Source organism: Pseudarthrobacter sp. J1763 (genome assembly GCF_050490295.1).
Lineage (GTDB): Bacteria > Actinomycetota > Actinomycetes > Actinomycetales > Micrococcaceae > JBNPEO01.
On record NZ_JBNPEN010000010.1, the window covers coordinates 26532 to 50553 of the forward strand.

22 protein-coding genes and 2 tRNA genes are annotated in these 24022 nt (G+C 58.3%); 7 read left to right on the forward strand and 17 right to left on the reverse strand.

Features of this window, described 5'->3' with window-relative positions:
- Position 1: 1 nt before the first annotated feature.
- Positions 2-370 carry a response regulator transcription factor gene (locus ACQQCD_RS10580; protein ID WP_430268351.1) on the reverse strand — a complete coding sequence of 123 codons (369 nt, stop codon included), beginning with the start codon at positions 368-370 and terminating at the stop codon, positions 2-4.
- Between the two features lie 182 nt (positions 371-552).
- Here ACQQCD_RS10580 and ACQQCD_RS10585 point away from each other — a divergent pair, with 182 nt between their 5' ends.
- Complete coding sequence (locus ACQQCD_RS10585; protein ID WP_430268409.1) at positions 553-999, forward strand: DUF3515 domain-containing protein; 447 nt, start codon at positions 553-555, stop codon at positions 997-999.
- 21 nt (positions 1000-1020) lie between these two features.
- On the opposite strand, the gene ACQQCD_RS10590 is transcribed toward ACQQCD_RS10585, so the two are convergent.
- The 6 genes from ACQQCD_RS10590 to leuC form a co-directional block, all read right to left on the reverse strand.
- On the reverse strand, positions 1021-2151 hold the full coding sequence (locus ACQQCD_RS10590) for a D-alanine--D-alanine ligase family protein (RefSeq protein ID WP_430268352.1): 1131 nt from the start codon (positions 2149-2151) through the stop codon (positions 1021-1023).
- Between the two features lie 23 nt (positions 2152-2174).
- Positions 2175-3248, reverse strand: coding sequence for an NAD(P)H-dependent glycerol-3-phosphate dehydrogenase (locus tag ACQQCD_RS10595; RefSeq protein WP_430268353.1), 1074 nt, complete (start codon positions 3246-3248; stop codon positions 2175-2177).
- Complete coding sequence (locus ACQQCD_RS10600; protein ID WP_430268354.1) at positions 3245-4021, reverse strand: lysophospholipid acyltransferase family protein; 777 nt, start codon at positions 4019-4021, stop codon at positions 3245-3247. Before ACQQCD_RS10600 ends, ACQQCD_RS10595 begins: the two co-directional genes overlap by 4 nt.
- A gap of 12 nt (positions 4022-4033) precedes the next feature.
- Entirely contained in the window at positions 4034-5359 is a 1326-nt protein-coding gene (murA, locus tag ACQQCD_RS10605) for a UDP-N-acetylglucosamine 1-carboxyvinyltransferase (protein WP_430268355.1), read from the reverse strand.
- Between the two features lie 224 nt (positions 5360-5583).
- Positions 5584-6183 carry a 3-isopropylmalate dehydratase small subunit gene (leuD, locus tag ACQQCD_RS10610; protein WP_430268356.1) on the reverse strand — a complete coding sequence of 200 codons (600 nt, stop codon included), beginning with the start codon at positions 6181-6183 and terminating at the stop codon, positions 5584-5586.
- Positions 6184-6211: 28 nt separating this feature from the next.
- A complete protein-coding gene (leuC, locus tag ACQQCD_RS10615; RefSeq protein WP_430268357.1) occupies positions 6212-7666 on the reverse strand; it encodes a 3-isopropylmalate dehydratase large subunit in 1455 nt (484 codons plus the stop codon).
- A 112-nt stretch (positions 7667-7778) separates the two neighbouring features.
- On the opposite strand from leuC, the gene ACQQCD_RS10620 reads away from it, so the two are divergent.
- Together ACQQCD_RS10620 and ACQQCD_RS10625 are read left to right on the forward strand one after the other, a co-directional pair.
- Positions 7779-8498, forward strand: coding sequence for an IclR family transcriptional regulator (locus ACQQCD_RS10620; RefSeq protein ID WP_430268358.1), 720 nt, complete (start codon positions 7779-7781; stop codon positions 8496-8498).
- Between the two features lie 35 nt (positions 8499-8533).
- On the forward strand, positions 8534-9076 hold the full coding sequence (locus tag ACQQCD_RS10625; protein WP_430268359.1) for a DUF1697 domain-containing protein: 543 nt from the start codon (positions 8534-8536) through the stop codon (positions 9074-9076).
- On the opposite strand, the gene ACQQCD_RS10630 is transcribed toward ACQQCD_RS10625, so the two are convergent.
- The 4 genes from ACQQCD_RS10630 to ACQQCD_RS10645 all read right to left on the reverse strand — a co-directional run bounded on the left by ACQQCD_RS10630 (position 9054) and on the right by ACQQCD_RS10645 (position 12849).
- On the reverse strand, positions 9054-10673 hold the full coding sequence (locus ACQQCD_RS10630; protein ID WP_430268360.1) for a GTPase: 1620 nt from the start codon (positions 10671-10673) through the stop codon (positions 9054-9056). The two genes, ACQQCD_RS10625 and ACQQCD_RS10630, sit on opposite strands and share 23 nt — an antisense overlap.
- Positions 10670-12430 (reverse strand): dynamin family protein, encoded by a 1761-nt coding sequence (locus ACQQCD_RS10635; RefSeq protein WP_430268410.1) that lies wholly within the window; start codon positions 12428-12430, stop codon positions 10670-10672. The genes ACQQCD_RS10630 and ACQQCD_RS10635 overlap by 4 nt, the downstream gene beginning before the upstream one ends.
- Before the next feature lie 166 nt (positions 12431-12596).
- Positions 12597-12669: transfer RNA gene (locus tag ACQQCD_RS10640), tRNA-Glu, on the reverse strand.
- A 108-nt stretch (positions 12670-12777) separates the two neighbouring features.
- Positions 12778-12849, reverse strand: a tRNA-Gln gene (locus ACQQCD_RS10645).
- Positions 12850-13183: 334 nt separating this feature from the next.
- Between ACQQCD_RS10645 and ACQQCD_RS10650 the strand changes: the two genes are divergently transcribed.
- Positions 13184-14863 carry a hypothetical protein gene (locus ACQQCD_RS10650; RefSeq protein WP_430268361.1) on the forward strand — a complete coding sequence of 560 codons (1680 nt, stop codon included), beginning with the start codon at positions 13184-13186 and terminating at the stop codon, positions 14861-14863.
- A gap of 15 nt (positions 14864-14878) precedes the next feature.
- On the opposite strand, the gene ACQQCD_RS10655 is transcribed toward ACQQCD_RS10650, so the two are convergent.
- Genes ACQQCD_RS10655 through ACQQCD_RS10670 form a run of 4 tightly spaced genes read right to left on the reverse strand, consistent with a single transcriptional unit; the run spans position 14879 to position 18779 of the window.
- Positions 14879-15640, reverse strand: coding sequence for an HAD family hydrolase (locus ACQQCD_RS10655; protein ID WP_430268362.1), 762 nt, complete (start codon positions 15638-15640; stop codon positions 14879-14881).
- A 17-nt stretch (positions 15641-15657) separates the two neighbouring features.
- On the reverse strand, positions 15658-17169 hold the full coding sequence (gene gltX, locus ACQQCD_RS10660) for a glutamate--tRNA ligase (RefSeq protein WP_430268363.1): 1512 nt from the start codon (positions 17167-17169) through the stop codon (positions 15658-15660).
- A 21-nt stretch (positions 17170-17190) separates the two neighbouring features.
- The gene (locus tag ACQQCD_RS10665; protein WP_430268364.1) at positions 17191-17967 is read right to left on the reverse strand and encodes a fumarylacetoacetate hydrolase family protein; all 777 of its coding nucleotides are present in this window, start codon (positions 17965-17967) and stop codon (positions 17191-17193) included.
- Between the two features lie 35 nt (positions 17968-18002).
- Positions 18003-18779, reverse strand: a complete 777-nt coding sequence (locus ACQQCD_RS10670; RefSeq protein ID WP_430268365.1) for an MBL fold metallo-hydrolase — start codon at positions 18777-18779, stop codon at positions 18003-18005.
- A 128-nt stretch (positions 18780-18907) separates the two neighbouring features.
- On the opposite strand from ACQQCD_RS10670, the gene ACQQCD_RS10675 reads away from it, so the two are divergent.
- On the forward strand, positions 18908-19516 hold the full coding sequence (locus ACQQCD_RS10675; RefSeq protein WP_430268366.1) for a hypothetical protein: 609 nt from the start codon (positions 18908-18910) through the stop codon (positions 19514-19516).
- Between the two features lie 97 nt (positions 19517-19613).
- Here the strand turns inward: ACQQCD_RS10675 and ACQQCD_RS10680 are convergent, their stop codons facing one another.
- Positions 19614-20726 carry a branched-chain amino acid aminotransferase gene (locus tag ACQQCD_RS10680; protein WP_430268367.1) on the reverse strand — a complete coding sequence of 371 codons (1113 nt, stop codon included), beginning with the start codon at positions 20724-20726 and terminating at the stop codon, positions 19614-19616.
- A gap of 139 nt (positions 20727-20865) precedes the next feature.
- On the reverse strand, positions 20866-21918 hold the full coding sequence (locus ACQQCD_RS10685) for a 3-isopropylmalate dehydrogenase (protein WP_430268368.1): 1053 nt from the start codon (positions 21916-21918) through the stop codon (positions 20866-20868).
- A gap of 169 nt (positions 21919-22087) precedes the next feature.
- Between ACQQCD_RS10685 and ACQQCD_RS10690 the strand changes: the two genes are divergently transcribed.
- Positions 22088-23284: a sensor histidine kinase gene (locus tag ACQQCD_RS10690; protein WP_430268369.1), complete on the forward strand. Its 1197-nt coding sequence runs from the start codon at positions 22088-22090 to the stop codon at positions 23282-23284.
- 1 nt (position 23285) lies between these two features.
- Positions 23286-23987: a response regulator gene (locus ACQQCD_RS10695; protein ID WP_430268370.1), complete on the forward strand. Its 702-nt coding sequence runs from the start codon at positions 23286-23288 to the stop codon at positions 23985-23987.
- Positions 23988-24022: the final 35 nt, after the last annotated feature.

Genomic DNA, 24022 nt, shown 5'->3' on the forward strand with positions numbered 1-24022 from the left:
TTTAGTTTCGTGCTATCAGCGCGTTTACCCGGACTAACAACTCACGTGGACTGAATGGTTTGGCTACATAGTCATCGGCACCAACAGCAAATCCCACTTCAATGTCACGTTCTTGAGTACGCGCCGTCAGCAATAAAACTGGTGTGGTGATTTCTGCGTTTCGCATGGCACGCAGCACGTCGATTCCGGACATTCCAGGCATCATCACGTCAAGAACGACGGCGTCGAACTCACCTGTGGAGGCGCTTTCCAGTCCACTAATACCGTCGTGCGCCGAGGTGACGAGATAGCCTGCCGATTCGAGCTTGATTCCCACCAAATCACGGATGTCCGCGTCATCGTCGACCACAAGAACTTTCTTGCCTGACATGTTGTACAACCCACTTCGTTTCGGCAACCCCCACGGTTGCATACGCTGAAATTCTAACGTGTACGGTGCGAGGTAGCACGGCGACTATCGGCAAGCGTGGGATCGCATTGGCCCGGTAGGCTGTTTAGGTGTCTTCTTCTCCTCGTTACCCCCGTACTGTTTCTCTTTTCGCTGTAGGCAGTCTGCTCGCGGCAGGGACTCTATCGGCTTGCTCACCAACAGTGAACGTTACTGCTGCCAAAGATGCTGCCAACCCCGAATGCGCCAAAATGATGGTGGCCTTGCCGGACACACTGGGGGATCAAAAGCTGCGTGCTACCAATGCGCAAGCGACCGCTGCCTGGGGTGATCCGTCCCAGGTTGTTCTTCGCTGTGGGGTCAATCCCCCTGGTCCCACCACTGATCGTTGTGTAACAGTCAATGGCGTGGATTGGGTCATCAAAGAAGGTAACCCAGCATGGACACTCACCACTTTTGGTCGCGTTCCAGCGACGGAGATTTTGATGGATCCGAACAAGATCAGTTCTGCTACCGTTTTGGCCGAGTTAGCAGCACCAGCGGCCAAGATTCCGGCAGGCAACAAGTGCGTTGGTCAAGAGGATCTTCAGAACTTACCCACTACTAAGTAGGTGCTCCGGTCAGTAGGAACTCTAGCGTAGGCCGGTCTTGCGCTCTAGCGCCAAAGCAATGAGCTCATCAATGAGGTCTGGGTAATTCATTCCACTAGCGGCCCACATCTGCGGGTACATACTCTTGGGAGTAAAACCGGGCATCGTATTGATCTCATTGATGATGAACTCCCCGTCCTCGGTATAGAAAAAGTCCACTCGGCTGAGCCCTTCAGCGCCTACAGCGTCGAACGCCTGCGATGCGAGCTCGCGAACGCGTGCAATGGCAGCATCTGGCAAGTCGGCAGGGCAGCTGAGGGCAGCTGCATTGTCCACGTATTTTGCTTCAAAATCGTAGAAGCTATGCGCGCCGGTAGCAACGGCAATTTCCCCCGGAAGGGAAGCTCGTGGCGCGTCAGTTCCTCGGCCCTCTAGGACTGCACACTCAATCTCACGGCCCACAATTCCGGCTTCAATGACCAATTTGGGATCGTGCTCCCGAGCCTGTGCAATTGCCTGGTCCAGCTCTTGAAGTGAATCAACTTTGGAAATTCCCATACTTGACCCGGCTCTAGCCGGCTTCACAAACACCGGAAAACCTAACGCCTCAACCTGAGCTCGAACCGCTGCTGGATCGTTGGTCCACTGACGGTCTGTGACGGCCACATAAGGTCCAACCTTCAGACCGGCTGCTTCGAAGACCACTTTCATAAAGTGCTTGTCCATACCCACAGCTGATGCCAGCACACCGGAGCCAACGTAGCGTGTGTCCGAAAGCTCAAGAAGTCCCTGAATTGTTCCGTCTTCACCAAAGGGCCCATGAAGGAGCGGGAAAACTACGTCCACCGTTCCCAGCTCAACCGGGACTTCATTGGGCGCGGCAACAATAAGTTGGTGCTCTCCACCAATTTCAGCCAGCGCCACCGTTTTGTCTGATGCCAAAACTTCGGGCGCCGCACCAGCCGCCAGTGACATGCTGCTGAGGTCCTCGTTAACAAGTACCCATTGCCCACTCTTAGCGATGCCGATTGGCACAACGTCGTACTTGTCCCGGTCAATGGCGCCGAGTACGCCCGCTGCCGTGACACAGCTAACGCCGTGTTCGCTTGAGCGTCCTCCGAAGAGGACAGCGACGCGCGGTTTGTTGGGATTGCTCACAAGATTTCCATTCATGTTTTCAGCGAACACGGGCACTACTACTGGCTGACTTCTGATTTGAGTTCCCTCGACAGCAACCGAGGGCCTAGCTCTTCTACTGGCAACCGGCCAGCAAGAACTTCAACCACTGCTGCAGTGATGGGCATGTCAATGCCGTGTTTCAACGCTAATTCAAACACGGCCTCAGCCGACTTGGTACCCTCGGCGGTTTGCGTCATTTGCTCTGCAAGCTCATCTTGAGAAAGTCCCTCGCCCAGCAGCCGGCCAGCGGTGTGGTTCCGAGAAAGTGGAGAGGAACAGGTTGCCACCAAGTCTCCCAAACCGGCTAGGCCGGCCATGGTTTGAGCGTGGCCACCCAGCGCCAGCGCAAGTCGTGATGTCTCAGCCAAGCCTCTTGTGATCACGGAGGCCTTTGTGTTGTCTCCCATGCGGCGGCCCTCGCAGATGCCAACAGCAAGCGCAATGATGTTTTTGACGATTCCCCCAATTTCTACACCCACCACGTCGGTGCTGGTGTACGGGCGGAAATATGGCGCAGTGCACAACGTCGCCAACCGGTGAGCCAGATTCTCGTCCTCGCAAGCCACCACTGAGGCGGTCGGTTCACAGCGGGCGATTTCCATAGCCAAATTTGGGCCGGAGATCACTGCTACACGCTGAGCGTCTATACCAAGCTCGTCAACAATGACTTCACTCATTCGCGCATCAGTCCCCCGTTCCAGCCCCTTCATCAGGGAAACTACAACGGCCCCGGGCGCTAACAACGGTTTCCAGATCCGAAGTTGAGCTCGCAACGATTGAGCGGGGACGGCCAGCACAACGATGCCCGCGCCATCAAGAACCTCCGCAATATCAGCTGAGGCACTGATGTTGCTTGGGAGTTGAGTGTCCTTGAGGTACTGCTGATTAGTGTGTTCGGAGTTAATCTCTGCGGCAATATCTGGCCGTCGCGCCCACAACTGAACTTCTCGAGTGGCCCCGGCACTGAGTGCAGCATCACCCAGAACTTTCGCGAAGGTAGTTCCCCAGGAACCGGCACCAAGCACCGCGACTTTAGCTACGCCGTCGTTCACCACTGTGTGGTTTCCTTGCACAGGCTGTGCAGGGCTCATTCTGTTGCTCCCGGCTTTGTGGCGCGTTGATTCTCGCCTCGATCACCAACCCTGCCGTGGGCGCTTTGGCCGTGCTGCGCCGGATCCCAGCGTTCCTCCGGTGCTTTTTCGCCGCGCAGTTCCTCGAGTAATACTGTGATAGCGTCCATGATCTTTTCAGTGGCCGCAGTGAGCGTGGCTTTGTCCATGGGGCGGCCTTGGAACTCGCTAAGATCTACGGGGTCACCCACCAAAACGCGCGAAGTCTTGCGCGGAAAGACATGAAGACGCTTGCCATAACGCGGGAACACCTCATGGGCGCCCCATTGGGCGATCGGCACCACCGGAACGCCAGTCTGCAGCGCTAGCCGAGCGGCACCGGTCTTGCCTTTCATCGGCCACAAATCGGGGTCACGGGTGAGGGTGCCCTCCGGAAAAATAACAATGGAACCGCCGCCATCAACAACTTCTTGGGCAACCGTTAAGGAACCATTAGCTCCAACCCCGGTGCGTTCGACAGGTATCTGCTTGCAACTACGCAACAGCTTGCCAAAGACCGGGACATCAAAAAGACCGGCCTTGGCTAGGAAGTGAGGTGGGCGTTTGTTGCTATAAAGCATGTGACCAACCGCCACTGGGTCTAATTCGGTGCAGTGATTCGGCACAGCGATGAAGCCACCCTCCGGTAGCTTCTCCAAGCCCCGCCAGTCCTTGCTCATCAACGCGTTCATGATGGGGCGCAGGACGCCAGCCAAAAATGCGAAAGTTGCTCGGGCCGTTAAAGTTTCACTCACAGTTTTAGAACCCTACTTTGTGGTGGTCAGATCAAAGTCGGCGCCCAAGGCAGCCAACTTGTCCGTAAAGTGCTCATAGCCTCGGTTGATAATGTCAATGCCGGTCACCCGAGATGTTCCTGTGGCGGCCAGCGCTGCGATTAGGTGGCTGAATCCCCCTCGGAGATCGGGAATATCAATGTCAGCGCCCTTGAGCTGGACTGGACCCGAGATCACTGCTGAGTGAAGGAAGTTTCGCTGCCCAAAGCGGCACGGAACACTGCCCAAGCATTCGCGGTGCAGCTGGATGCTGGCGCCCATTCGAATCAGGGCATCGGTAAAGCCAAAGCGGTTCTCATATACCGTCTCGTGAACAATCGACACACCCTCGGCCTGAGTCAGCGCGACTACAAGAGGCTGCTGCCAGTCCGTCATAAAGCCTGGGTGCACGTCCGTCTCAAGTACTAGAGGGGACAGCTTTCCGCCCGGGTGGAAGAACCGGATGCCATCATCGGTGATGTCCATTCCGCCGCCGACTTTTCGGTAGGTGTTCAGGAAGGTCATCATGTCCCGCTGGTTGGCACCCTCAACATAGATGTCACCCTTGGTAACCAGCGCGGCGGAGGCCCAAGACGCGGATTCGTTGCGGTCCGAGAGCGCTTTGTGCTGGTAACCGCCGAGTTCTTTGACACCCTCAATGCGGATGGTGCGGTCAGTCTGGACGCTAATAATCGCGCCCATCTTCTGAAGCACAGCAATAAGATCGATGATTTCCGGCTCAGTCGCTGCACCGCTGAGTTCAGTGATGCCTTCGGCGCGCGTGGCGCTCAGGAGCACCTGTTCGGTTGCCCCGACGCTGGGGTACGGCAAGGAGATCTTGGTCCCGTGCAGGCCTTTGGGTGCGGAAATGTGAATGCCACCGGGGCGCTTCTCCACCACGGCGCCGAATTGGCGCAACACATTTAGGTGGTAATCGATAGGGCGGTCACCGATTTTGCAACCGCCAAGGTCAGGAATGAATGCCTCGCCAATGGCGTGGATCAAGGGACCGCACAAAAGAATGGGGATTCGCGAATCGCCAGCGTGAGCATCGATAGCTGAGGTCGAGGCGGTTTTGGCGTTTTTGGGATCCAAAGTGAGATCCCCTGTGGCAGAGTCCTTCACTACGGAAACGCCGTGTAGCTGCAAGAGGCTGGTAACTACTTCAACATCCTTGATCTCTGGGACGTTGCGCAGAGTGGAGGGCTCGTTGCCGAGTAGCGCCGCGACCATCGCCTTAGGAACTAAGTTCTTCGCGCCACGCACGGAAACTTTGCCGGAAAGCGGCACGCCGCCGCGGATAGTCAGAACACTACTCATAGATACCAGTTCCTTACAGTCAATGGCCTCCCATACGGGCTAAGGCCTCAACCAAGCATAGAAGCTGGGGTTGGCAATTCGAAACACCGCGGCCCTGCGTCGCCCAGCACCTTAGATAGGGCTCCAACCTTGGCCATTGAAATTGGCGGCTCTCCCTAGCAAATACTCAGCATCTATGGTGACAGCAGGGCCCGGAATCATATTCCGGGCCCTGCTGTACTCTGCTAGCTCTTGACCGGCAGCGTCTTCGGTTTGAAATCAGGCCGTGTGGCTTCGAAGGCGGTAATGTCCGGCTCGTGTTGGAGGGTCAGGCCGATGTCATCCAACCCTTCGAGCAAACGCCAGCGTGTGTAGTCATCTACTTTGAAGGGCGCAACAATGTTGCCGCACTCCACGGTCTGGGACACCAAGTCAACTTTGACTGCCGTTCCCGGCGCATGCTCGAGTTCTTTCCAGATCTGCTCGATGTCCCCTTGGTCCAACTCTGCAGCCAGTAGGCCTTGCTTTCCGGAGTTGCCGCGGAAAATGTCTGCAAAGCGGGAAGACAAAACGGCTTTGAAGCCATAGTCCTTCAGTGCCCACACTGCGTGCTCGCGGGAGGACCCTGTTCCAAAGTCGGGGCCAGCAACAAGAACTGATCCCGTAGTGTACGGCTCTCGGTTGAGGATGAAGTTTTCATCCTTACGCCAGCCAGCAAAGAGGGCGTCTTCAAAACCGGTGCGGGTGATCCGTTTGAGGTAGACGGCGGGGATGATCTGGTCAGTGTCTACGTTGCTTTGGCGCAGCGGGACGCCAACGCCGGTGTGAGTGGTGAACTTTTCCATGGGAACTCCTGGTCTGTGTCTGGAAGTCTCAGGCGGCGTGAGACGCAGCGCTGGCAGCGGACGTGATGGGATCCAAGTCCGACGGCGAGCTGAGCGTTCCGCGGATGGCGGTAGCGGCAGCAACCACGGGAGAAACCAAGTGGGTACGGCCGCCCTTGCCTTGACGGCCCTCAAAGTTTCGGTTGGACGTGGATGCGCAGCGCTCCCCTGGTTCTAACTGATCTGGGTTCATACCCAAACACATCGAGCAACCGGCAAATCGCCACTCAGCGCCGAAGTCTTTGAAGACTTGGTCCAAGCCTTCGGCTTCTGCTTCGAGGCGAACCCGCGCCGAACCCGGCACTACCAGCATCCGAATGTTGGGATCCTTTTCACGCCCGCGAATAATATCCGCAGCCGCACGCAGGTCCTCAATACGAGAGTTGGTGCACGATCCCAAAAAGACAGTATCCACACGGACCGACTTCATGGGAGTACCAGGAGCCAAGTCCATGTATTGGAGAGCACGCTCTGCCGCTGCTTTGGCGTTCTCATCGCCAAAGTCTTCGGGGTCCGGAACGGATTCGGACAGCGAGACACCTTGGCCAGGGTTGGTACCCCATGTAACAAAGGGTTCCAGTGTGTTCGCGTCGAGGTCCACTTCAACGTCAAAGACTGCGTCCGCGTCAGTGGCCAAGCTGTCCCAGTATTCAACTGCGGCATCCCACTCAGCACCAACGGGTGCGTGCGGGCGGCCCTGGACGTAGTCATAGGTGGTCTGGTCAGGCGCCACCATGCCTGCGCGTGCACCAGCTTCGATGGACATGTTGCAGATAGTCATACGAGCTTCCATGGACAGCGCCCGAATGGCGGATCCGCGGTATTCCAGCACGTATCCCTGACCGCCGCCGGTGCCGATCTTGGCGATAACAGCCAAAATGATGTCCTTGGCTGTAACGCCCGGACGCAATGTGCCTTCGACATTGATAGCCATGGTCTTGAAAGGCTTGAGCGATAGTGTCTGGGTGGCCATCACGTGCTCCACCTCAGATGTACCAATACCCATTGCCAGCGCACCGAACGCTCCGTGGGTAGAAGTATGTGAGTCACCACAGACCACCGTCATACCCGGCTGAGTGAGCCCCAACTGGGGACCCACCACGTGAACAATGCCCTGTTCCGCGTCTCCCAAGGAGTGCAGGCGCACACCGAACTCGGCGCAGTTGTTACGCAAGGTTTGAATTTGCGTACGGCTGGTCAGATCAGCAATGGGCTTGTCGATCTCCAAGGTAGGAGTGTTGTGATCCTCTGTGGCAATGGTGAGGTCCGGGCGGCGCAGCTTGCGCCCAGCCAAACGGAGCCCCTCGAAGGCCTGAGGTGAGGTCACTTCATGAACCAAATGAAGGTCGATGTATAGGAGATCTGGCTGAGCGTTGGCGCCCTCACCTTCGCCCTGGCGCACCACGTGCGCGTCCCATACCTTCTGGGCCAGTGTCTTTGCCACGGCCAGCTCCCTTCACTGCTTACGGATGTGTTCTTCAACTGAACCAGCAGCACAAGATGTTTTACTAGCTCAACGATTTGCATCTCAGATAATGAGACGGCAATATCATTGTATGGACAACTCAAGTGGAGTCGGCGTGATCGACAAGGCAGCCCAAGTACTCGACGCACTCGAGGCTGGGCCCACTACATTGGCGCAACTCGTTGCTGCCACCGGATTGGCACGCCCCACGGTGCACCGCCTGGCTTTAGCATTGGTCCATCACCGCTTGGTCAGCCGAGATATTCAAGGCCGCTTTGTCCTGGGCAGTCGGCTAGTGGAGCTCGCTTCTGCAGCTGGTGAAGACCGTCTGATCGCCTCCGCCGGTCCGGTACTTCTGCAATTGCGGGACGCTACCGGCGAAAGCGCACAAATCTTCCGCCGGCAAGGCGAATGGCGCGTCTGCGTCGCTTCCGCTGAGCGCCCTATTGGTTTGCGGGACACCATCCCCGTCGGCACTCAACTTTCTATGAAGGCAGGCTCCGCTGCCCAAGTGCTGCTCGCCTGGGAAGACCATGACCGCTTGCTCCAAGGTCTCCAAAACGCACGGTTCACACCCACCGTCCTAGCGGGCGTCCGCCGTCGTGGTTGGGGACAAAGCCTAGGCGAACGTGAACCTGGCGTTGCCTCTGTTTCTGCCCCCGTTCGTGGCCCCTCGGGAAGAGTCATTGCAGCAGTGTCAATCTCTGGCCCCATCGAGCGGCTGACACGCCAGCCCGGCCGCATCCATGCTGAAGTTGTGTGCAACGCTGCGAGAGTTCTCACGGAAGCTCTGCGAAAAACGAACGACTAGCCCCCAACAAACGGCGAAGCACCTAGGCTGACTCCATGAGTACTTTTGCCGTATTTCTGCGGGGCATCAACGTTGGTGGTATCAACATCAACATGGCTGCCCTTGCCCAAGCCCTCAGCGAACTGCACGTGAGTAAGGTCAAGACATTGCTGGCCAGCGGAAACGTTGTGTTGAGCACCGAACTCTCAGCAGAGGAACTCAAAAACAGTGTAGAGACCCAGCTGCGCAGCGAATTTGGCTACGACGCTTGGGTGATAGTTGTCTCTGCGGCAGCTCTGGCCGAAATTGTGGCCAAATGTCCCTATCCGGCAGACAACAAAACCACTCACAGCTACATCACGCTCGCCTCCAATGCAGAGGTTCTGGATGAGCTCGCTGAGGCCTGCCAAAGCGTAGCTGCCGCCGATTACCAACGGCTTTCCGCCGAAGCGCTAGCGTGGCTGGCGCCGGCCGGTGGCACCTTGGAGAGCCCCATCAGTAAACTCACGGCGAAAGCGCGCTACAAATCCAGCACCACCACACGCAATCTGCGCACACTGATCAAAGTCCTGGACGCTACCGCCCGCGCGCAGTCTTGAGCGCTTTGTTGAAGGATTTCAGCCGATTCACTTCCAAATCCACTGGCTCCACAATCTCGCGTTGAGCCACGGCTCGGATGGATGCCGCCAGCTTTTTACGCGCTGATGCTGCACGCGCCCGGGCTGCACCAGCGGCAAACACCTTGCCCAACATCGCTAGCAAGATTCCCAGCGCCACTCCCCCGGCAATCATCAATGTGGGGTAAGGCCAGCCTTCAACTCGCGGGACTTCAGGAACAGGCATTTGTAAGTAGCCCAGGACTGCCAGTACACCCAACCAGCCAAGGCCACCTACTGCGGTGAGCAGAGCGAGCCATTGGAGCACGTTGAAGATCCCCCACCACCAGGACTTGCGTTCAGCCTTTAAATCCGTTGAGGCAATGGCATGATCCAAGGCGCCGGGCAGCTTCTCGCGGCCTTCACGGGCCGCCCCGCGGATGGCATTCCGCCACGGCCCTGGGGCGCCTTCGGAGGCAGCATCGGCAAAATCGCGGACGGCAGAGTCTGTTCTGGCGCGTTCCGCGGCGCTCGCCTTTGGAAGCGAGGTGCGGTTGGTGTCTGCTGCAGCACCCACGCGGCGAAGATTCAGCCTGCGTAGCGGATCGGCCCTCAATCCGATCATCCACCGTGTGACCGGCCAACCGGTACGCGCGGTGGACTCGCGTTTGTAAGAACGTGCGACGGCGTCCACCACCACGTGCACGTTTGCCGCCGTGGCGAGTTGTTCAGTTAGCCGGTCTACGATTCCAGCCTTAATTCCGGCAGCGTCACCTTCACCGGCTGCGCCGGCCAGTTCGTCGGCGGCTCGTGCCACATCGGCAGAGAGCCGTTGGGAGATTGCTTCCCGCGCCTGAACCACTTGGCGGATTGATGCGCGCACTTTGTCGACACCAGCGCCGGTGAGTGCCGAGGCGCCAAGTACCTTGACCGTCCCCAGACCGTCACGTTTGAGGATGCCTTGAAGGGATTCCAACACATGGGGAACCTCAGCGGCTGGCAATTTGTCGATCTGGTTGAGTACAACGAGCGTTACTGCCCCGTGTGAGGCCATGGGTGTCAGGAACTCGTTGTGGACTGCGGCGTCGGCGTATTTCTGTGGGTCTAATACCCAGACGAGGACATCAACCAAACCCACCATTCGTTCCACCACCGCACGGTTCGCGGCACTGGTGGAATCGAAGTCCGGCAAGTCTAGGAGGATCAGCCCGGTGCTTTCATCGGCGAAGCCATCAACTGCTTGGGCGTGGTGCCTTTTGTTAACCTGCAACCAGTCCAACAGCGGTTCGCTGCCCTCGACTCCCCATACGCTGGCAAGTGGTTCCGACGTCGTGGGCCTCCGCGCCGCCGCGGTGGCAATTTCTGCCCCGTTCACTGCGTTGAAGAGCGATGATTTCCCACTTCCAGTGGCGCCGAAGAACCCCACCACGGTGTGGTCCGCTGACATTGACCGGCGGGAGCTTGCCCGCTCGAGCAAGGCCAAGGTGGAATCCAAGGTTGCATCCGGCAAAACTCCACCGGCAAGTTCACGGGCTGCGTTGAGTCCCTCTAGCCTGCGCTGGAGCGCCGAGGATTCTTTGGCCACTGAGTGCCGGCTCATGCTTGTGCCGCCAACCGTTGCAAGGCCTCAGCGTGTTTGCCGAGCTCCGCCGCTGGAGTCCCAACACGTAGGCGTTCCAAGAAGCGCTGTTGTTCGGCCACCAGGAGTGCCTCGCACCGCGTTTGAAGGTCCTCCCGGGCTTTCTGAGCTAGGCGGCGTACTGCATCTTCACCGAATACTGCTTCGAGAACGCGCTGCCCAACCACTGCGGTGCCACCGGCTACACCAATCTCAAGTCCGGTCAGGCCCGCTGTCATGGAGAACACCACAATCATCAGGGCGGCGCCGAGTCCATTGACCCCAAAAGAGAGCCAACGGGCTTGGTTACGTTTCCCTTGGCCTTCGGTACTGATGAGTTCCATCAGGGAACCCTGCCACGCACGGATCTCTGCCGCTGCACGCTCCGGGAAGTTCGCGGATACGCCGGAGAGGTCATCTGTGCCTAGCAGGTGGCGCCCTGCAGGGTCTTGACGCCAGCGTTGGTCTGCATCTTCTGCAGCGTTGGACGCTTCATCAACAATGACAGCCTGCAGCCCTGTTTCGATGGCGGTCTCAACTTTGACGGCAGGAGCCGGTTGGCCTCTAAAAAATGCGCCGAGTCTGTCTCGCAAGCGGCCAACATTTTGCTCCAAGGTACGGAAGAACTCGCCGGTGCCTACAAAGTCTTGCCAACGGGCCAGTACTTCTCCACGAAGTAGAGCGCCGTCTTTGGTTGCCGCGAGGATACGTTCCACGGCGTCAGAATAGGAACTCCGTACATCTTCAGCAAGCTGCTGCCCAGCTTTGTCCTCAGCTTCGGCAGCTTGAGCTACTAGCTCTACGGTTCCGCTCAGTGCCTTGACGGTTCCGTTGAGGGTGCGCCTGGCAATATCTGCCCGGCCAGCAGCGTCCTTGGCTAAGGTCTTGAGCCAATCAAGTAAGGGGGCCACGGTCTCCGCGGGCAGCATTCCCAAGTTATCTAGCGGGACCTCGGGCACCACAAAAAGCTTCGCGTCCGCGAGGCCTTGCTTGGCCAACATGGAACGCAAATCTTCGCTGACCTCGGCCTCCGCAGCTGGCGGGACCCGGTCCAAGATCACGGCGACCATAATGTCCCTAGAAGCGGCGTCCAAAAGGAGCTTCCACGGGACAGCATCGGCATAACGATTGGCGGTTGTCACAAAAACCCACAGATCCGCAGCAGCAAGCAATTGTCCTGCGAGTTGCCGGTTGTCATCTGAGATCGAGTCAACGTCCGGTGCGTCCAAGAGCGCTACGCCCTGTGGGACCGCCGAGTCTTCAACGAGTACCAGAGACGAAATGGCTGCAGCGTCAGGGGTTGCACCAGCTTGGTTAGCGGGAATGGGTCCGTCAACCTTCACTCCACGGATGCGGCTAAGGTTCGGCAGCACACGTTGATCAGCGAACCACAACCCGTCCGCCGGGTGGTGCAGCAAAATTGGTTGACGTGTTGTGGGGCGAATAGCCCCGGCCCGAGTCACTGGGTGCCCCACCAGAGCATTAACCAGCGTTGACTTCCCGGCGCCAGTTGAGCCTCCCACCACAGCCAATAGCGGGGCGTCCAAGCTTCGGTAGCGAGGAAGAATGTAGTCATCCAATTGAGCCAGTGCCGATTTGGTGGCAGCCCGCGCTTTGTCTGTACCTGGCAGTTCAAGTCCCAACTTCACCGCAGCAAGTTCTGAACGAACAGTCTCCAAGAGAGCCACGGCCGCGGCAGAGGAGTCGGCTGCCTTGCTTGATGTGTCATTGCCTGGCACGGCAGCAGGTAGGTGCGGTGGTCTTGACGGCGGTGGGCCGGCACTATTGCTTGTGGTCACAGCATCATCATGCCAGCCAAGGAAGCATTTTTGGTGAAGGTGAGCTTGGTCAACAAAATAAAAAGAACCTCTGATCTACGTTTCCGTAGATCAGAGGTTCCGTTTGTGACCCCAGCGGGATTCGAACCCGCGTTACCGCCGTGAGAGGGCAGCGTACTAGGCCGCTATACGATGGGGCCTTGCACTTTTCAGCTCAAGAAGTTTCTCACATCCTGAGCTGCGGTTCAAATCGACAATTCGATGTAAACCACTCAAAAATCCTACAGAAATCTGCGAATTTTCAAGAGCTGGGATACCAGGACTCGAACCTAGAATGACGGTACCAGAAACCGTAGTGTTGCCAATTACACCATATCCCAATGGCACTTTCCGGGCTTCCGCGTTGCAGCTTCATGCTGCTCTGCGCCCGTCAGCACGAGTAATTACTTTACCTGCCATCGACCGTTGGCACAAATCGAGAACTGGGTGGGGCGGCCAATCCGGACGCCCAAAAAACGCACCAGCTCTCCAGGTGATTCCACCTAGGCCCTTGCGCATGCCCAACGGCCTGGTTTACTCTCGGTAAGTTACCAACTAGTAACCACAATCCCCCACACTCCTCAGTGGGAACGTTTGAGCAAAACGGGCTGTAATCCAGATCACAGTCTTTGGCCGTCGGGCAACGTCGCCCGGCAGAACAGTTAGGGAGCGTCAGTGTCGACTAGCCGAGCAGCAGCTTCTGCATCAGCCAAGAACCGGACCAGGCCACAGCAGATCGCCATCATTGTGTTGTCCCTTCTGCTAATCCTCTTTTTGGCCTTTTATACCTATCTCACAGGCCAGGTGGCCGATGGAGCCGCCCGGCTCAAAGAGGGGGCCGGACAGGCAGCTTCCGGTTCCGTGCAGCTGAAAGAAGGAGCAAGCAAACTTGCTACTGGCGCCGGTGAGGCAAACAAAGGATCCGGACAAGTCAAGGATGGGGCCGGGCAGCTGAACTCTGGCGCCGGGGAACTCAACTCCGGGGCAGCACAACTGAATGCTGGAGCTGGCAAAGTCTTCAGCGGCGTGCGTGACCAGCTGGCCCCCGGAGCGGACAAGTTACACGCAGGAACCACCAAGCTTCAGAATGACGTCATCAACAAGCTAGTACCGGGCGTTTACAAGGTGGATGACGGCGCCCAGCAACTTAAGTCAGGCGCTGTTCAGCTCTCTGCCGCTTTGACTCCGACGGCGTCAGGCAAGGCGCCGAATAACCTCGCCGATGGTGCCGGACAGATCGCTACTGGTACTAAACAACTTGCAACAGGTACGGGCCAATTGGCCACCGGCACAAGCCAGCTCGCCACGGGCGCAAGTCAAGTTGATGCTGGTGCCGGGAACCTTAGCGCTGGAACTGTCACCCTTAAGCAGGGCACTGCTCAGCTGGCTGCGGGAACTCAGCAACTCAAGGGTTATCAAGGTGCAGGTGGTGATCCCACCAAGGGTGATGGACTCGCTGCTTTGAGCCAAGGCTTGGACCAACTGGAACAGGCTGCCAATGGGGCTCAGGGGATTGTGCCGTTGGGATTGCTGAAGGACAAGATCGCCAAGCTAGCCGACGGTGCCCGCCGCGCGTCCGCGGGAGCTGGCCAACTTGATGCCGGAGCGGATCAGCTCAACGCTGGCGCCGCCGAACTCAGCAATGGTGCCGCGCAGCTCAAGGCAGGAACCGCTCAGCTGAACACTGGAGCCACCCAGGTCAACGACGGCGCCCAGCAGGTCAATACGGGTGTTGGCAAACTCAACACCGGTGCCGGTCAGTTGGTGGCAGGATTCGCCACGCTTGACCAAAAGCTGAACAGTACGGATCCTGCAGCACCTGGAATGGTGATGGGAACGTCTCTGTTGGCTGACGGCACCACCAAAATCCGTGTGGGTATGGACGGTGTTCCGGGAGACCCGGACAGCCCCGGCCTGATTTATGCTGCGAATAACCTACAGGATGGAACCGCCAAACTCTCTGCTGGAATCTACGGTTCCGGTAACTCCTCCAACCCCGGGCTACTGGCTGGAACAGAAGCGCTTTCTGACGGTTCCACCAAGCTCGCTGACGGAACGGTGAAACTTAAGGATGGCACCACCAAGCTGGCCGATGGAACTGTGAAGTTGGCGGATGGCAATGGCCAGCTGGATGACGGCTCTGGCAAGTTGGCCGATGGTGCAAGCAAGTTGGCGGACGGAAACAAACAAATCGCAGATGGCACCGACTTGCTGTATTCGAAGGTCTCGGCAGTGTCGCCGTCGAGTCTCTTTACTGGGCCCGGCGCAGCACTCTTGCTCGTGGCGTTGCTGGTCATTGCAGCGATCGCTGGCTTCCTGATATTGCGCAATCGCGCTAAGAAAGCAGCTGTCTAATCGGCCGCTAAAGACCTAGCCCAAAGGCAGAAGGTCAAGCAACGAAGAAACCGTGGAGCCATCACCGTGGCCCACGGTTTCTTCGTTAACCCTGGTGTTTGAATCAGGGCTGTTACCGGAGCGATTGAGCCAGACTCCGCGCAAACCCGCAGCTGTGGAACCAACACAATCGATCAGACGGTTATCCCCCACATATAAGGTTTCAGCTGGGGAACCGCCCAAAAGCCGAACACCTTCAAGGAAAATCGCAGGATCTGGTTTTGCCACACCTACAGTGTCAGTTCCCACCAAAACGGCTATCCGCTGGAGCCCGGCGCGGTCCAGCTTGGCCCGCTGATATGAGTGGACGTTATTACTCACTGCGCCGTAAGGAATTCCGGCAGCATCAAGCGCATCCAAAAATGGGTGGACATCAGCGAAGGGCCGCACGTGCGCTTCTTGAATTGACGCGTAGTGGCTCACCCAAGCAAGCTCGGCGTCCTCCCCAGGCATGTGCACCCCAAAGTGCGCCAAGGCTGTGCGGCCACGCAAAACCCGTTGCTCCTGAAAGCTCAGCTCGCCCGCAAGATACCGATCATAAATATGCGTGGTCTCATGAGTGAATATCCGGAAGAAATGATCCCACCCAGACGCGTCCAAGCCGGGCAACAAATGCTCGCTGGCTGTGCGCAAGCCGGTGGTCATGGCGAACTCAAGATCCACCAGGGTGTCATCAATGTCCAGCAGGACGCCGGTCACCCGACCGGCGTCCTGCTGGAACACTTCAAACTCGCTCATGACTTTGGCGCAGCAAACTATCCGCGGAAAGCCTTGAGACGGTTCAACGAGGACTCTTTGCCCAAGATCACCATGGACTCAAAGAGTGGCGGAGAGATTCGGCGTCCGGAAATTCCTGTCCGAACCGGTCCAAACGCTAGCCGCGGTTTGATCCCCATGTTCTCAACCAGCGCAGTCTTCAACGCCGTCTGAATACTCTCAGCGCTCCAGTCCTCCACCGGCTCCAAAGCTGCCAAAGCAGCGTCCAGAACCTCGGACAAATTCTCCGGCAGACCCTTCTTAGCGTCTTCCGCGATGTCAATCTCGGCGTCGTTCTTAAACAAGAAGCCCAACATCTCAGGCGCCTCACCCAACAAGGTGATGCGCTCCTGAATCAGCGGTGCGGCCTCGGTGAGGATCTGCTCCTCACGCTCGCTTAAGGTCTCCCCCAGTACGCCAGCTGCCTGCAGGTACGGAATCAGACGGTTGCGGAAGTCGGTGGCTTCCAACAGGCGCACGTGTGTGCCGTTGATAGCGTCAGCCTTCTTCTGATCAAAGCGGGCCGGGTTGGCCAGAACATCGTGGATATCAAACTTCTCCACGAGCTGCTCCACACTGAAAATGTCCTCATCGGCGCTCAAAGACCAGCCCAAGAGAGACAAGTAGTTCAGCAAACCTTCGGGGATAAAGCCCTTATCGCGCTGCAAAAACAGGTTGGACTCGGGATCGCGCTTGGACAGCTTTTTGTTGCCCTGGCCCATCACGTACGGCAAGTGACCAAAGAGTGGCATGTACTTGGCCACTCCAATGTCCACGAGCGCCCGGTACAGGGCAATCTGGCGCGGAGTGGAGCTGAGCAAGTCCTCGCCGCGCAACACGTGGGTGATACCCATCAACGCGTCATCCACCGGGTTGACCAGCGTGTACAGCGGTGCACCATTGGCACGAACCACTGCAAAGTCGGGAACCGAGCCAGCCTTGAACGTGATCTCACCACGGACGAGGTCGTTGAACGTCAGATCTTCATCCGGCATCCGAACGCGCAGCACCGGCTGGCGTCCCTCAGCCTTGAACGCTGCAATCTGCTCTGCACTGAGATCGCGGTCAAAACCGTCATAACCAAGCTTCGGATCGCGGCCAGCAGCCTTGTGGCGAGCCTCGATCTCTTCCGGGGTGGAGTACGACTCATAAACGTGACCCGCTGCAACCAGCTTGGCAATCACGTCCTGATAAATGTCCGAACGCTGTGACTGACGGTACGGCTCATGCGGGCCGCCAACCTCAACGCCCTCATCCCAGTCAATGCCCAACCACTTGAGGGCATCCAACAATTGGTGGTAGCTCTCCTCAGAATCGCGCGCCTGGTCCGTGTCCTCGATACGGAAAATGAGCTTTCCACCCGTGTGACGAGCGTAGGCCCAGTTGAACAAGGCGGTGCGAATCAGACCCACGTGAGGGGTACCAGTGGGCGAGGGGCAGAAGCGCACCCGAACTGGCGTATCTTCGGTGACGGTGGGGATGGCCGAATTGGCCGCAAGAGAGGTAGTCATAGTGACTCCAACTTTACGCCCCTAGCGGCGCACCACGGGATTCGACAACCGGCCGATGCCTTCGATCTCCACCTCGTAGCGGTCTCCAGCCTTAACCAAGTCCACACCAGCAGGGGTCCCAGTCATAATCACGTCGCCGGGCAACAGGGTAAAGGCCTGGGAAACGATCGAGACCAGTTCAGCTACACCGCGCACCATCTGGTTGGTATTGCCGTCCTGACGCAATTCGCCGTTGAGGTAACCCTTAATGTCCAAGTCATCCGGGTCAAGTTCTGTCTCGATCCAGGGACCAAGCGGCGCTGAGGTATCAAAACCCTTAGCCCGGGCCCACTGCAAGTCAGTCTTCTGGACGTCCCGCGCCGTCAAGTCATTGCCACAGGTGTAGCCGAAGATCACGTCCTTCACGCGATCTTCCGGAACGTCCTTGCAGATCCGGCCAATCACCACACACAGCTCAGCCTCGAAGGAGACTTCCTCAGAGAAGTCTGGCAACACAATTGGATCGCCTGGGCCAATGACCGAGGTGTTCGGCTTGAGGAACAACAGCGGAGCAGCAGGGACTTCATTGCCGAGCTCGTGAGCATGCTCAACAAAGTTCCGCCCCACACCAATGACCTTGCTGCGAGGAATGATCGGCGCGAGCAAACGCACGTCTTCCAGCTTATGAGTGGTGTGAGTGCGGACCACGCCGTTAAAGAACGGGTCGCCGGAGATAACGGTGACTACTTCGCTACCGGGCTCACCCTCCACAACGCCGTAGAGAGGATCAGAATCAACAACAAATCGAGCAATACGCATGTCTCCAAGCCTATAGCTTTACGCCCCGTACTTTCCTACCCACGCAGATACGCCAACTGGGCCTCGACGCTGAGCAGCGCCGCGCGCCACACTGAAGGGTCGACGTCGTGATAAACCTTCCGAGCCACGGCTTCACTGGGTGCCTGCTCACCCAAGACCGCAAGCGCGTCCCTGACTTGATCAAGGCGCTGGTGCCGGTGGTTCCGGTACTCGCGCGCCACGACGTCGACCGCGAAAAGTACCGGCCCGTGGGCTGGCAAAACGGTGGCCGCACCGAGTGCTTCAAGGACGTCCAAGGACCGCAAATAGTCGCTCAGAGTACCGTCGGGGAAGTCTAGGACCGTGGTTCCCTTGCCTAATATGGTGTCCCCTGTCAGCACCGAGCCGTTAGCGCCGTCCTCAGGCAGATAAAAACACAGGGAATCGGCAGTGTGCCCGGGGGTGGCGAGCACACGAATTTCTACACCAGCAGCGCGGATTTCTTCTCCACCTTGAAGCGGCTCGGCAGCATAGCAGTGCGTTCTGTCCCCTGCCCGTACTGGTGCACCGGTGAGCTCATGCAACCTCAACGCCCCTGCCGTGTGGTCAGCGTGCCGGTGAGTGATCAGAATCAGCTCCACCCCCCCCGCGCTAGCCAAGCCCTTCAGGTGATCTTCATCCGCTGGCCCCGGGTCCACCACCACACACTGTGCCGAACGCGGCGCCGAAATCACGTAGGAATTAGTTCCGTCCAAACTCATTGGCCCGGGATTAGGCGCCAAGGAAAAAGCCGTCAATTGACTGCTTTGCTGGAACTCGCGGCGAGTGCTCATCACCGCACCATCCTATTCATGCTTGGCCCGCACCGGTTTCTGAATGACCCCGTTGCGGAATAAGCTCACCCGGTACGCAGGTTATGGATGGGGAAAGCACCGTCCACAGAGAGCATGCAGACACACCCATGAGCACTTCAACTTCCGCTTCCCTATCCGAGCTCTTGGCCGCAGCCGCGTCAGCTGGCAACGACCACACCGCCACCGAGAAGACCAGCGGCCTCCAGCACATCCACAATCACGCTAACGGCACCGTGGTCTGGTTCCCCACCTGGCAGAAGTTCCGTGAAACGTCCGATTGGGAGCCCACGGTAGTTGAGCAGGAAAAAATCCTGACCGCCGCCACCGAGGACGGCACCTCACTCAATGAAGCCGCAGCCGCCCTCTTGGCAGCGAACCTGACAGATCTCCTCCAGCGCGCAGCTGCCTCCACGGACGCCAACGTTTTTGTTGCCGAGAACCTCTCCCTGCACTTGGCACAAACCTGGGCTATTGACGACGCCGTGGCGCGCAAGGCCGGAACAGAGCTCTCAAAAGGCAAACCTTCGCCGGCCTTCGCCGCTTACCCGTATGACATCTACGCTCAGGATGGCGGAAGTTTTGCCGCAGCACTGTGGAACGACGTCATCGATGCTGGCCGCAAGCGCGCCATCGCCGAGGAAGCCGAGCGCAAAGCCCTCAAGCCCGTCTCCCGCAAAGCGCTCAAAAACGCTGCGCGCAAGGCCGCCCGCCGCTAAACCTCACCCGCACACACCAACGCGGGGTCACTTACGGCCCATGTTTCAGCTAAACATGGGCCGTAAGTGACCCCGCGTTGGTTTTAAGAGGCAGGTACTAGGCCAGGCGAGTCAACCAGCCGTGCGTGTCCTCCACGGTACCGGTCTGAATACCCAATAGACGCTCACGAATAGCCATGGTGACCTCGCCAGCCTTGGCATCCTCGGAACCGATAACCTCATTCTCATCCTTGAGGACACCAATCGGAGTAATCACAGCAGCGGTGCCACAAGCGAACACTTCAGCGATCTCACCGGAGGCAATTCCTTCACGCCACTCATCCAGAGTGATCTTGCGCTCGGCAACCTCCCGGCCCATGTCCTGAGCAACCTGAATCACCGAAGAACGAGTTACACCCTCCAAAATGGTTCCAGAGAGCGCCGGAGTAGCCAATGAACCATCTTTCAAGACAAAGAAAACATTCATTCCGCCGAGCTCTTCAACAGCATTGTCATTGAACTGGTCCAAGAACAGCACCTGCTTGCAACCGTTAGCCTCGGCCTCGATCTGGGCGATCAAGGAAGCCGCGTAGTTGCCGCCGCACTTAGCTGAACCGGTACCACCACGGCCTGCACGGGCGTAGTTGCGGGAAATCCAAATGGAAACCGGCTTCAGCTCGCCGCCGAAGTAGTTTCCGGCCGGGGAAGCGATCACGCGGAAGGACACCTCGTGCGCCGGGCGGACACCCAAAAATGCCTCGGTGGCAATCATAAACGGGCGAATATACAGGGCCTCGCCGTCGCCGGAAGGAACCCAATCCTTGTCCTGAGCCACAAGCGTCCGGACAGCTTCCAAGAAGTACTCTTCCGGAATCAGCGGTAGAGCCAACCGCTCAGCGGACTTGTTCATCCGGGCAGCGTTTGCCTCGGGCCGGAACGTCCATACCGAACCGTCGGCGTGACGGTAGGCCTTCATACCCTCAAAAATTTCCTGACCATAGTGCAGCACCGCAGCTGCCGGGTCCAGGCTAATGGGGCCATACGGCTCAATCCGGGCGTTGCTCCAAGAACCGTTGCCGTCGGCGTCGACCTTGAAGTCAACAATCGTGGTGTGATCGGTGAAGTGGTTACCGAAACCCGGGTTGGCCAGAATCGCGTCGCGTTCCTGCGCGGACTTGGGGTTTTCAGAGATGTGCCGGGCAAATTCAACGCCATTGGCCGTCTGGGTCATGGTTCCTCCATGGTCAGCCGACGGGTGCTTTTTGCGGCTAAGTCAGCAAGGAATTAGCCGCACCCGGCAGCAGGTGAGTAAGACTGTTTCAAGCTTACGCCGGAGCAGGGCCCGGTAGCGTCGCCTGGTGAAGCGATACTTACAGGGCAGCCGCGATAGCAGCACCGATCTCGCTGGTGCTGCGGACGTTTGAATCCCGCGATTCAATGTCCGCTTCTACCGCCCGCTCAATCCGGCGGGCAGCACTCTGGTGACCCAAGTGGTCCAAAAGTAGCGCAGCGGACAAGATTGCCGCCGTCGGATCTGCCTTCTGCTGACCGGCAATATCCGGAGCCGATCCGTGAACTGGCTCAAACATTGACGGTGCTGTGCGGTCCATGTTGATGTTTCCGGAAGCAGCCAGGCCGATGCCACCGGTTACGGCTGCGGCGAGGTCGGTAAGGATGTCGCCAAAGAGGTTGTCCGTGACAATCACATCGAATTGCGAGGGGTTAGTCACCATAAAGATCGTGGCTGCATCAACGTGCAAATAATCGTGCGTGACCTCAGGAAATTCCGGAGCAACTTGCTCAACAATCCGCTTCCACAAGTGACCGGCAAACACCAAAACATTGTGTTTGTGGACCAGCGTGAGCTTCTTGCGCGGACGTTCATTTGCTCGGCGGAAGGCATCCCGAACCACGCGCTCCACGCCGTGAGCCGTGTTGAGCGAAACTTCGGTAGCAATCTCATGTTCAGTGCCGGAGCGGAGGGATCCGCCGTTACCAACGTACGGGCCCTCGGTTCCTTCGCGGACCACCACAAAGTCAATCTCACCCGGATTTGCCAGCGGGCTACCCACGGTTCCGTACAGCTTGGAAGGACGCAGGTTCACGTAGTGGTCCAGACTAAAACGCAGTTTGAGCAATAGTTCGCGCTCAATCAATCCAGACGGAATCTTGGTGTCACCCGGAGCCGCACCCACTGCACCAAAGAGGATGGCGTCCCGAGTCCGAAGATCCGCCAATACCTCATCCGGGAGCGTCTCCCCCGTGGCCAACCAGTGCGCAGCACCCAGGCTGTACTCGGTGGCCTCTACTGTGACGCCTTCAGCTTCGGCTGCCTTGGTGAGAACTTTAAGGGCTTCCGCCGTGACCTCCGGACCAATGCCGTCGCCGGGGATAACTGCCAGATTGATGGTACTTGAGCTCATAAAACCAGCTTTCCAGAGCATCCACATTCTGAGCAAGGCATCTCACTATGCGGAACTCAGTGTGCCCTACATTCAAGTTATAGGGCCATTGCACCGAAGGTTATTGCCTGCGAAAACTCAGACCGCAGCATGACGCCAAGCCCCCACCCTCGGCGCTAGAGTCGAAGCAATGGATAGGCGACACACGATTTACCAGTGGTTCCGAGATAACCCCTTCAAGGTAGACCTCGGGGCCGCTATCTTGTTGTGCCTGCCGTTTGGTGCGCTGTACGCCGTAGCGGGCGCGCTGCCTGAGTCGTTGATCTCCACAACCATGATTCTGACCATCGCGTGGCGCCGCACCCGGCCCGAGCTCGCAGCCGGAGCCTTGGTGATCCTGTGTCTGATTCACATGGTGATTCCCACCGCGGTAGTGGCCGGCATCCTTGCCGTTCCCGTGATCATTTACTCGACTGCCGCCTACGGCGCAGTGTGGGCTAGCCGCAGCGTCCTAGTTGCCGGGCTGATCGGCGCAGTGATGATCGTGGTCCGATTAAACAACAGCGAAACGTCCAGCACACTTCTATTGGGGCTCACTGTGGGTGCCCTCTACGTCATCCTCGTGTCTCTCCTGGTCCTGTTTAGCTGGACTTTAGGAGACCTCACCCGGACCAGACGCCTCCAAGTCCAAGCCCTCGAAGACCGTGCGCGGCGGCTAGAAATCGAGCAGCATCAAGAACGCGCTCTGGCAGCGATGGATGAACGCTCCCACATCGCCCGCGAAATGCACGACATCATTGCCCATTCCCTCTCCGTGATCATTACCCAAGCAGATGGCGCACGCTACGCAGCAGTGGCGGACCCCGCCGTCGCGCCTGCCACCCTGGAAACAATTGCCGCCACCGGTCGCGGCTCACTCGCCGAAATGCGCCGCCTCCTAGGCATCTTAAGGAACGACGGCGACACCCCCACCCGTCCGCTGCCCGGTCTCGCTGACCTCGATGAGTTGTTGCTGGGTGTCCGCGCCGCCGGGCTCCCGCTGAGCTTTGAGCAGTCCGGAACCCCACGCGCCGAGCTGCCGGCTGGTGCGGAACTCACCGCCTACCGGATTGTCCAAGAAGCACTGACTAACGTCCTCAAACACGCTGGTCCTTCGGCGAAAGCAACTGCGCGATTGGATTGGACCGCCAAGGGCTTGGACCTGAGGGTGCAGGACAATGGTTTCGGCTCAGCAGCAAGCTCCCCTGCCCCCACCGGAAGCAATGGCGGCAACGGGCTGCGCGGTATGCAAGAACGCGTAAAACTCTACGACGGTCAGCTCACCGCCGGTCCACACACCGGCGGCGGCTTTTTAGTCACCGCACACATCCCCTACTCGGAAGCATGAAATGAACACCGCAGAACCCATCCGCGTAGCACTCGTGGACGATCAACAACTGGTCCGCTCGGGCTTCAAAATGCTGATCAACTCCCAGCCCGACCTGACAGTGGTCGCTGAAGCCGGTAACGGGCGCGATGCCATTCAAGCCCTAGGATCTACCCGTGCAGACGTGGTCCTGATGGACGTTCGGATGCCCGGAATGGACGGTATTGAGGCTACCCGTGTGCTCTTGGAGAACCGTGTCACACGAACCGGAGACGACGATCTCAAAATCGTGGTCCTGACCACTTTTGACCTAGACGAGTATGCCCTCGCCGCCATCCAAGCCGGTGCCAGCGGCTTCCTCCTCAAAGACGCTCCCCCTGAGGAACTCCTCGAAGCGATCCGCACCGTCCACCGCGGCGACGCAGTGATTGCCCCCTCCACCACACGCCGGCTCCTGGACCATGTGGCACCGCTACTGAGAACACCGGGTCCAGCTCATGACAAAAACGCTGCAGCCGTGGCGAGCCTGACTGCCCGCGAGCGGGAGATCTTTGAGCTCATCGCTCGCGGCGAGTCTAACCCTCAAATTGCTGCCGGCCTGTACCTATCCGAGGCCACCGTCAAAACCCATGTGGGCCACATCCTAGCCAAACTCCAAGCCCGCGACCGGGTCCACGTAGTGATGATCGCCTATGAAACCGGGGTAGTGATCCCAGGGAGGTAAATGCCTATCCCACCGCAGTATGAGTCTCCGGCTGA